This is a genomic window from Mesorhizobium sp. M0587 (assembly GCF_040320945.1).
Classification (GTDB): Bacteria; Pseudomonadota; Alphaproteobacteria; order Rhizobiales; family Rhizobiaceae; genus Mesorhizobium.
Genome location: NZ_JAMYQP010000011.1, coordinates 164,807 through 174,123, shown reverse-complemented (window position 1 = coordinate 174,123; position 9,317 = coordinate 164,807). Strand labels below are relative to the sequence as shown.

The 9,317-nt window shown below is 63.2% G+C and carries 7 protein-coding genes and 1 pseudogene; 5 read left to right on the top strand and 3 right to left on the bottom strand.

The annotated features are described in order from the left end of the window. The first annotated feature begins 331 nt into the window (after positions 1-331). The 3 genes and pseudogenes from NKI49_RS13435 (at position 332) to NKI49_RS13425 (ending at position 4,741) form a co-directional block, all read left to right on the top strand. Complete coding sequence (locus NKI49_RS13435; protein ID WP_502908775.1) at positions 332-796, top strand: endonuclease domain-containing protein; 465 nt, start codon at positions 332-334, stop codon at positions 794-796. A 16-nt stretch (positions 797-812) separates the two neighbouring features. Continuing rightward, positions 813-3,383 (top strand): GcvT family protein, encoded by a 2,571-nt coding sequence (locus NKI49_RS13430; RefSeq protein ID WP_352597963.1) that lies wholly within the window; start codon positions 813-815, stop codon positions 3,381-3,383. Between the two features lie 9 nt (positions 3,384-3,392). Beyond that, positions 3,393-4,741, top strand: a pseudogene (locus NKI49_RS13425) (M24 family metallopeptidase). Here NKI49_RS13425 and NKI49_RS13420 read toward each other — a convergent pair. Further along, positions 4,706-5,533 (bottom strand): phosphate/phosphite/phosphonate ABC transporter substrate-binding protein, encoded by an 828-nt coding sequence (locus NKI49_RS13420; RefSeq protein WP_352597962.1) that lies wholly within the window; start codon positions 5,531-5,533, stop codon positions 4,706-4,708. The pseudogene NKI49_RS13425 and the gene NKI49_RS13420 sit on opposite strands and share 36 nt — an antisense overlap. Positions 5,534-5,615: 82 nt before the next feature. Further along, positions 5,616-6,626, bottom strand: coding sequence for a fatty acid desaturase (locus tag NKI49_RS13415; RefSeq protein WP_352597961.1), 1,011 nt, complete (start codon positions 6,624-6,626; stop codon positions 5,616-5,618). A 231-nt stretch (positions 6,627-6,857) separates the two neighbouring features. Here NKI49_RS13415 and NKI49_RS13410 point away from each other — a divergent pair, with 231 nt between their 5' ends. Then, positions 6,858-7,715, top strand: a complete 858-nt coding sequence (locus NKI49_RS13410) for a helix-turn-helix domain-containing protein (RefSeq protein WP_352597960.1) — start codon at positions 6,858-6,860, stop codon at positions 7,713-7,715. 166 nt (positions 7,716-7,881) lie between these two features. Next, positions 7,882-8,904, top strand: a complete 1,023-nt coding sequence (gene bmt, locus NKI49_RS13405) for a betaine--homocysteine S-methyltransferase (protein WP_352598055.1) — start codon at positions 7,882-7,884, stop codon at positions 8,902-8,904. A 17-nt stretch (positions 8,905-8,921) separates the two neighbouring features. On the opposite strand, the gene NKI49_RS13400 is transcribed toward bmt, so the two are convergent. Beyond that, the gene (locus NKI49_RS13400; protein WP_352597959.1) at positions 8,922-9,113 is read right to left on the bottom strand and encodes a hypothetical protein; all 192 of its coding nucleotides are present in this window, start codon (positions 9,111-9,113) and stop codon (positions 8,922-8,924) included. Positions 9,114-9,317 lie beyond the last annotated feature (204 nt).

Sequence of the window (9,317 nt, the reverse complement as noted above, 5' to 3'; positions counted from 1 at the left end):
GATCAATCATCGACCCCCACTCCGTCGAGCTGCGCTCGACACCTCTCCCCCGATCGACGGGGGAGAGGAAGGGCGCGAGCTTGGCAAGGCTGGCGCCTTTCCTCTCCCTCCGGAGGGGGGAGAGGTGGCGCCGCGAAGCGGCGACGGAGTGGGGGAAGCCGCTCCCAAGACGCGCAGCCGCCGAAAAATGGACAATCAGGTGGATCGGGCGAGCAATCGACCCCCACTCCGTCGAGCTGCGCTCGACACCTCTCCCCCGATCGACGGGGGAGAGGAAGGGCGCGAGCTTGGCAAGGCTGGCTCCCTTCCTCTCCCTCCGGAGGGGGGAGAGGTGGCGCCGCGAAGCGGCGACGGAGTGGGGGAAGCCGTTGATCAAACACGTAGTCGCCGCAAGACCGGCACAACCCAGCGCGCACGAAAACTCAGGCAAGCGGGTAATCAGGCGGAAGCATTGCTGTGGCTTGAGCTAAAGACGCGCAAGCTTGGCGGCTATCGCTTTACCCGCCAGTTCTCTATCGGACCATACTACGCTGACTTCTGTTGCCGCGAAAAATGGCTGGTTGTCGAGCTCGACGGCTCACAACACGCCGACAGTTCCTATGACCGCCGCCGCGACGATTTCATGCGCGCCCAAGGCTATTCGATCCTGCGTGTCTGGAGCCATGACGTCCTGGAACATCGTACTCCCGTCTGTGACACCATCCTTGCCGCGCTTGACGGCAGGCTGGCCGAAGACGTTGCTGCCTCCGACCTCCGCTTTGTCTTGCGCCCCGCTCACCCGATTCAGTTTCTCTAAAAACGGACCTATCTTTATGAAATCTCACGTAAAAGCGGTTGTCATTGGCGGCGGCGTCGTCGGCTGCTCGGTGCTCTATCACCTGGCCAAGGCCGGCTGGACCGACATCATGCTGATCGAGCGCTCGGAGCTCACCTCCGGCTCGTCATGGCATGCGGCGGGCGGCTTCCACACGCTGAACGGCGATCCCAACGTCGCCAAGCTGCAAGCCTATACGGTGCAGCTTTACAAGGAGATCGAGGAAATATCGGGCCAGTCCTGCTCGCTGCACCTGACCGGCGGCGTGATGCTGGCCGATACGCCCGAGCGCATGGATTTCCTGCGGCTGGCCCACGCCAAGGGCCGCTATCTCGGCATGGACACCGAGCTGATTACGCCCTCCGAGGCCAAGGCGATGTTCCCGCTGATGGACGAGACGAACTTCGTCGGCGCCATGTGGGATCCGGTCGAAGGCCATCTCGACCCGTCGGGCACCACCATCGCCTACTCCAAGGCGGCGAAGAAGCTAGGTGCCGAGATCGTGCTGCGCAACCGCGTCGTCGAGCTGACGCAAGAGGTCGACGGCACCTGGAACGTCGTCACCGAACAGGGCACGGTTCACGCCGAGCATGTCGTCAACTGCGGCGGCCTGTGGGCACGCGAGATCGGCCGCATGGTCGGTGTCGAGCTGCCGGTTCTGGCCATGGAGCACATGTATCTCTTGACCGAGCCGATGCCCGAGGTCGAGGAATTCAACAAGTCGACCGGCCGCGAGATGATCGGCGTGCTCGATTTCAAGGGCGAGATCTACACCCGCCAGGAACGCAACGGCATCCTGCTCGGTACCTATGAGAAAGCCTGCAAGCCGTGGTCGCCGGTCAACACGCCCTGGGATTTCGGCCACGAATTGCTGCAGCCCGACATCGACCGCATCGCGCCGTCGCTGGAAATCGGCTTCAAGCATTTCCCCGGCATCGAAAAGGCCGGCATCAAGCAGATCATCAACGGCCCCTTCACCTTCGCGCTCGACGGCAATCCGCTGGTCGGCCCGGTGCAGGGCCTGACCAATTTCTGGTGCGCATGCGCCGTCATGGCCGGCTTCAGCCAGGGCGGCGGCGTCGGCCTTGCCCTGTCCAACTGGATGGTCCATGGCGACCCCGGTTTCGACGTCTGGGGCATGGATGTCACCCGCTTCGGCGAATGGGCCGGCCTGCGCTACACCAACGCCAAGGTGCGCGAAAACTATTCGCGCCGCTTCTCCATCCGCTTCCCCAACGAGGAATTGCCGGCGGCGCGGCCGGCGCAGACGACACCGCTCTACGACACGATGCTGGCCAACAACGCCGTCATGGGCGACAGCTGGGGTCTCGAAACACCGCTCTGGTTCGCGCCGAAGGGCAAGGAGCCCAAGGACATCGTTTCCTTCCACCGTTCCAACGATTTTGGACCGATCGGCGAGGAAGTGCGCGCCACGCGCGAACGCGTCGGTGTCACCGAGATCGCCAACTTCGCCAAATACGAGGTTTCGGGGCCGGCAGCGGAAGATTTCCTCAACCGGCTGATGACCAACCGCATGCCGAAGACCGGCCGCATCGTGCTGACCCCGATGCTCAACGAATTCGGCAAGCTGATCGGCGACTTCACCATCGCCAAGGCAGCCGAAGACCGCTTCATGATCTGGGGCTCTTCCGCCGCGCAGAAATATCACATGCGCTGGTTCGAAAAGCATCTGCCGAAGGACGGTTCGGTCCGCATCCACCGTTTCGACCAGACATTAGTGGGTCTGTCGATCGCCGGGCCGAAATCCCGCGATCTCTTGCAAAAACTTGTCGACGTCGACATCTCGACCAAGGCTTTCCGCTTCATGGATTTCCGCGAGATGGCGGTCGGCGGCGCGCCTTGCCTTGTCAACCGCATCACTTATACCGGCGACCTCGGCTACGAGATCTGGATGCCGCCAGCCTACGAGCGCCTGGTCTACAAGGCCATCAAGGATGCCGGTGAGGAGTTCGGCCTCGTCGATTTCGGCATGCGCGCTCTGCTGTCGATGCGCCTCGAAAAGAATTTCCCGACCTGGTTCCGCGAGTTGCGGCCGATCTACGGCCCGTTCGAAGGCTCGATGGACCGCTTCATCAAGCTCGAGAAGAACGACTTCATCGGCCGCGAAGCCGCCGCCAGGGAACAAGCGGAAGGGCCGAAACTGCGCCGCGTCTCCTTCATCGTCGACGCGGCGGATGCCGATGTGATGGGCGACGAGCCGATCTGGGCCAAGGTCAGCAAGGACTATGGTTCGGTGGAAAAACCGCATGGCTACGGCGCGCCGCGCTTCGACGACAAGGGCAAGGAAGTTCGCGGTTCCGGGGCCGCCGAAGGCGCGTCCGCCGTGCGCGGCATTGTCGACGGCGACTGGCGCGTGGTCGGCTGGGTGACCTCTGGCGGCTATGCGCACTATGTTCAGAAGTCGATGGCGCAAGGCTATGTGCCGGCGGCCCTTTCCGGGGACGAAAGTGCCGGCCTTTTCGAGATCGAGATCCTCGGACACCGGCGTCCGGCCCGCATCAACATCGAAGCGCCCTTCGACCCGAGCGGCGAGAAGATGCGGACCTGAGGCTCGACCATGGACAGCGCGGGGCCAAGAGGCAGCTTTGGCCGGCATCGCAAGATCATGCCGTTCGAGCCGGGCTCGATCGAGGCGCTGCGCGACGCCTCCCGCCGGAAGGCGGCTGATCTAAACCAGCATGTGCTGGGCTACGGCGCGACAGCCGAAGCAGAATGGGCGGCAGGCATTGCCGCCCCTGACTTGGCCGAAATGCGCAAATACCGGCTCGATCGCATCCGCGCCGAACTGAGGCGCCGCGGCTACGCCGGCGCGCTGCTCTATGACCCCGTCAACATCCGCTACGCCACGGATTCCACCAACATGCAGCTATGGGTGGCGCACAATCCGACACGGCATTGCTTCGTTGCCACCGAGGGGCCGGTGGTGCTCTTCGACTATTTCTCCTGCGAGCATCTGTCGGACCATTCCGGCGTCGTCGACGAGGTTCGCCCCGCCGTCTCGTGGATATATCTCTACAGTGGCGAGCTCACCGAGCAGAAAGTCGCTGGGCGGCCGGCATCGCCGATCTGGTGCGGGAACATGGCGGCGGCAACAGCCGCATCGCGGTCGACCATATCGATCCGGAAGGCGTGGAGGAACTTGAGCGCCTCGGCATTTCCATCGGCAATGGCGAAGCGGTGATGGAGAATGCGCGGCTGATCAAATCACCCGACGAGATCCTTGCCATGCGCCGCGCCATCGTCGCTTGCGAGGCGGCGATGGGAGAGATGGAACAGGCGCTGAAGCCTGGCATCTCCGAGAATGAATTATGGGCCGAACTGCACCGCGGCAACATCGCGCGCGGCGGCGAATGGATCGAGACGCGGCTGCTGGCATCCGGCCCGCGCACCAATCCATGGTTCCAGGAATGTTCGTCACGCAAGATCGAGGCTGGCGATCTCGTCGCTTTCGACACCGACCTGATCGGCCCCTACGGCTTCTGCGCCGACCTGTCGCGCACCTGGCTGTGCGGCGATGCAGAGCCTTCGAACGAACAGCGCGACCTGTTCCGCAGCGCCGCCGATCAGATCGCTCACAATACGCAATTAATGCAGCCGGGCGTCGCGTTTCGCGACCTTGTCGAACGCTCGGCGGTGCCGCCCGGCGACTGCTTTCCGACCCGCTACGGCGTGCTCTATCACGGCGTCGGCCTGGCAGACGAATACCCGACCTTGCCGCATGCCAGTGACTGGACATCAGATACGCCCGATGGCGTGCTCGAACCAGGCATGGTGCTGTGCGTGGAAAGCTATATCGGCAAGCTCGGCGGGCGCGAGGGCGTCAAGATCGAGGAGCAGGTCCTCATCACCGGCACCGGCAACCAGCAGCTTTCAACCTACCCGTTTGATGCGAGGCTGCTCGGCTAGCCCGGCAAGGGCCTCGCGCAGTGCCCTGACCGTCTTTTCCGGCGTTGTCCCAGCGGTGATGAACGGCAGGCCTTTGCGCCGTGCTGTCCAGCCGACGACCGCCACCGCTTGCGCTGCAGGCTCGAAACGCCGCGCCAGGGACCAGCTTTCGCAATCGATCGCCGCGACATCGGCTTTGCCCTCGGCCACGGCGACGATGGAGCCGCGATGGCCGCCGCTTTCGCTGCGCGACGAAAAGATATCGAGGCTTTCGCCCTGGGCCTCGAGGTCGCGGGTCAATGCGATGATGCCGGACATGGAATCGAGGCTGTTGAAGGTGAAGCGCTTGCCGCGGATCAGATCGAGCGGAAGGAAGGCGCTGCCGTCCGCCGGCGAACGAACCTCTGCCCCCTCGCCCGCCTGCATCACCAGCGCGCTGGAATAGAGCTCGCCTTGCCCGCCTTCGTAAGCGTCGTAGCTTGGTTGCCCGACCACCTGCACGTGCCGTGACAGGCCGAGTTCCATCGGCCCCCAGCAGGTCTGCGCGAACAGCAGAGCCGGGTGCAGCCAAACCTGGTGAAAATCGAGTTCGTCCGGCGGCAATGTCGCCGGGTCTGGCGCGATCAGTTTTCCCTGGGCATCGCGAATGCCGCCCGGCACCGGCGGCAGATCGCCAATGCGCCGCACGATGGTTTCCGGCGCATCGATGCCCCTTTGCCGGAACGCATCGCGCAACCCAGCCCATTGCGCGTCGACCTCGTCGCGTGCCTCGGGCCAGTCATACATCGGCAACGCCGCAACCAATTCGCTCATGCCGGGATCTGACCGCTATGTCTGGTATTGAAGGGAACCGACCAAAGCAGTCTAGCAGGCAGCGCCTGCTTGCTGCAAAAGCTCATTCCTTCGGCGGCTCAGCCGGGACCGGCACGGTGCCGAGCCCATTGATGTTGCGCGCCCTGACGCGTGGCTTGAATGCCCTGCCCGGTTCCGCCGCGCGCCGCAGCACGGGATGCACGACCGGCTCCTTCGCCTTGAAGGCATAGGCTTTGATCAGGGCGAAATAGTTCGGATAGGCATAGCCGTTGTTCATCCGCAGCCATTCCTCGCGGCGGTCACGAAACAGCTCGGGCAGCTTGTACCAGGCCACCGTCGGCGTCTTGTGGTGGACAAAATGCAGATTGTTGTTGAGGAACAGAAACGACAGCGGCGAGCGCTCGACGATGACCGTGCGGCCTTCGGGATGCTCGGACCATTGATGCTCGGCGAAGGTGCGGATCGCGATCAGCGACTGGCCGAGCCAAACCGGCACCAGAATGTAGAGCCACAGCGGAATACCGAAGCCGAACTCGACGATCGCCAGCACGACAGCAAGGCCGATCGCGTGCAGCAGCCAGGCTTTGCGGACTGCCTTGTCGCCGGCAATCATCTGCTTGGCATCGTCGATGAAGAAGCCGACGCAAGACAACCACGGGCCAAGCACGAACCGGCCGGCCATGGTGTTGTTGATCTTGAGCAGGAATTTCATCGTCGGCGGCAGGTCGTCATGCTGCCAGAGCGCCTGGTAATAGCTCTCGGGATCGTCGAGCGGATCGGTCAACCGCTCATCGGCGTGGTGGCGCAAGTGAAGCGTCTTGAAGCGGCGGAACGGCCAGACAAGCCCGATCGGCAGAAAGACGAAAGCTTCGTTGACCAGCGCGTTGCGCGTCGGATGGCCGTGCAGCACTTCGTGCATGAGCGACGACTGCAGTGCCAGGATGAAGCCGAGGATGGCAAGCGCCAGGATCGGATAATTCGGCCAGAGCAGCAAGCCGATAGCGAGCCAGGCTCCGTAGCAGAAGAAAGCGAGAGCCACGGTCGGCCACTCGATTGCCGGTGCATTGCGTCGCCTGATGCTCTTGCCTGCCATGCGATCGACCACTGTCCCTCAGTCGCCGGAACCCCGATCGGTTCCTGACAGCATTGTGTCAGGAGAAGCGATTCCACTCAACGAGACAAAGTGCACAAAATGTTGCGATTGCGCATTTGTGGCCGCATATGTTACACATTGTAAACAGTATCGGGGATTCATTTACGCCTGAGGCATGGCTTCGGCCCCGCTTTGGGGCAAAAATTTTCTCCCAATGTGCGGAGTCGGATGATGGACAAACGGGACCTGTCGGCGATCTTTAGGGAGCGTTTGAAGCTGCTCCTGACAAGGTCCGACCTCAACCAGTCAGCCTTCGCCACCGCTGTCGGCATCGATCGGTCGGCACTTTCGCAGCTGATGTCCGGCGCCTCGACCCGCCTGCCGCGCGCCGAAACGCTGCTCAACATCGCCGCCGAATTCAAGATTTCCCTGGATTGGCTGCTTGGCCTCAGCCAGGACGAAGGCGTCACGGGCGAAATCCGCGAAAGCCTCGAGATCGAGGAGGCTCCCGACGGTTTCGACCGCACCCTGCTCGCCAAATGGTTCGCCGAGGCGGCCGGCACAAAGATCCGCTATGTACCGGCCGGCATTCCCGATCTTCTGCGAACACGCGCGCTGGTCGACTACGAAGCCAACATCACCAACCGGAGCCGCCTGGCACAGGCCAGCGAGACCCAATACCGCATCGAATACAACCGGCGCCCGGAAACCGACATGGAAGTCTGCATGCCGCGCCATACGCTGGAGATCTTCGCACGCGGCCTGGGCGTATGGGATCGTTTTCCGGAAGCCGACCGCCAGCAACAGCTCGCCCACATGGCAACGCTGCTCGACGACCTCTACCCGACCTTCCGTCTGTTTCTCTACGACGGCCGCATGCGCTATTCGATCCCGCTGACCATTTTTGGGCCCTACCGCGCTGCCATCTATGTCGGCGACATGTACGTCGTGCTGAACGCCACCCAGCCAGTCCAGGCCCTGACCCGGCATTTCGACAATCTGATCCGTGCCGCCGACGTCAATCCGCATGAGGCCGCCGCCTTCGCGCGCAATCTGGCCGGCATGTCATTTCCATCGGGCGCCGGCTGATCGGCGTCAATCACGGTCATTCGGGTGAGGCGTTCGCGGTCGAGATCGTGCCGGCGGCGTGAGCGAAGGCATCGGCATTGACGGACGTCATCGCCGCTATTTCATTGACTAGACATAAAGACTTCTTTATATCCTTATTCGACTTCGAAACATGAAAGCCAATCCGATGACGACGACCAACCCGATCGATGCGCTGCTGGCCGAGAAGGGCGTGCTGCTCGCCGATGGCGCGACCGGCACAAACCTGTTCGCCATGGGACTGGAAGCCGGCGAGGCACCTGAGCTGCTGAACGAGACGGCGCCCGATACCATCACCAGCCTGCACCAGAATTTCGTCGACGCAGGCGCCGACATCATCTTGACCAATTCGTTCGGCGGCACACGCCACCGGTTGAAGTTGCACCACGCGCAGGACCGCGTGCATGCGCTGAACAAGCGCGCCGCCGAGATCGCCCGCGCTGTGGCCGACAAGGCTGGCCGCAAGGTGATCGTTGCCGGCTCCGTCGGCCCGACCGGCGAATTGCTGGTGCCGCTTGGCGCCATGACCTATGATGAGGCGGTCGACGCCTTCGCCGAGCAGATCGAGGGTCTCAAGGAAGGCGGCGCCGAAGTCGCCTGGATCGAGACCATGTCGGCTCCCGACGAGATCCGCGCCGCCGCCGAAGCCGCCATCCGCGTCGGCCTCCCCTACACCTACACAGGATCCTTCGACACCGCTGGCCGCACCATGATGGGCCTGCTGCCGAAGGACATCCACGGCGTCGTCAACGGCCTGTCGCAAGCCCCGCTTGGCGTCGGCGCCAATTGCGGTGTCGGCGCCTCCGATATTCTTGCTTCGCTGCTCGACATGACCGAGGCGAAGCCGGAGGCGACGGTCATCGTCAAGGGCAATTGCGGCATTCCCGAATTCCGCGGCACCGAAATCCACTATTCCGGCACGCCCGAATTGATGGCCGACTATGTCCGTCTGGCCGTCGATGCCGGCGCGAAAATCGTCGGCGGCTGCTGCGGCACCTCGTTCCAGCACCTCGCCGCCATGCGCAAGGCGCTCGACGCGCACACCAAGGCGGATCGCCCGACCGTCGGAGCGATCGTCGAGCGCATCGGTCCGATGCGCAACAAGGTGGCGACGGAAAACACCGCCGAGACCAGCGAAGCCCGCCGCGAGCGGCGCCGTGGCCGGGCCTGACCTCATCGTCGTTGTGATTATTCGCTGTTGTCGGCGTAGCTCGACTGCGCCGACCTGAAGTCGGTCCCGGCGCCGACCGCATCGCTGCGCATGATCATCAGCGCGCCCGAGGTGCCCGGATCGGTGATCTGCTCCAGCATGAGGCGGAACCGGTCGTTGTTGAGGGCCGACATGGCGGTGTTGCGAGCAGCGGCGACATCGTCCCGCATGCGCCTGGATTCCGCCGACGACGCTGGCGAAGCAGCTGCTTCTTGAGCTGGCTCTCGTGCCGGCGGTATCGAGTTCGCAACAGTCCTGATCTGCAATTCCGGCTCCTCAAGCCAAGTGGGCTGCCCCACGTAACAAGGAGGGGGTTGCGATCCTGTACCCGAAATGCCGAGCAATTTAACGACCGGGAAATTCTCGGAAAAAAG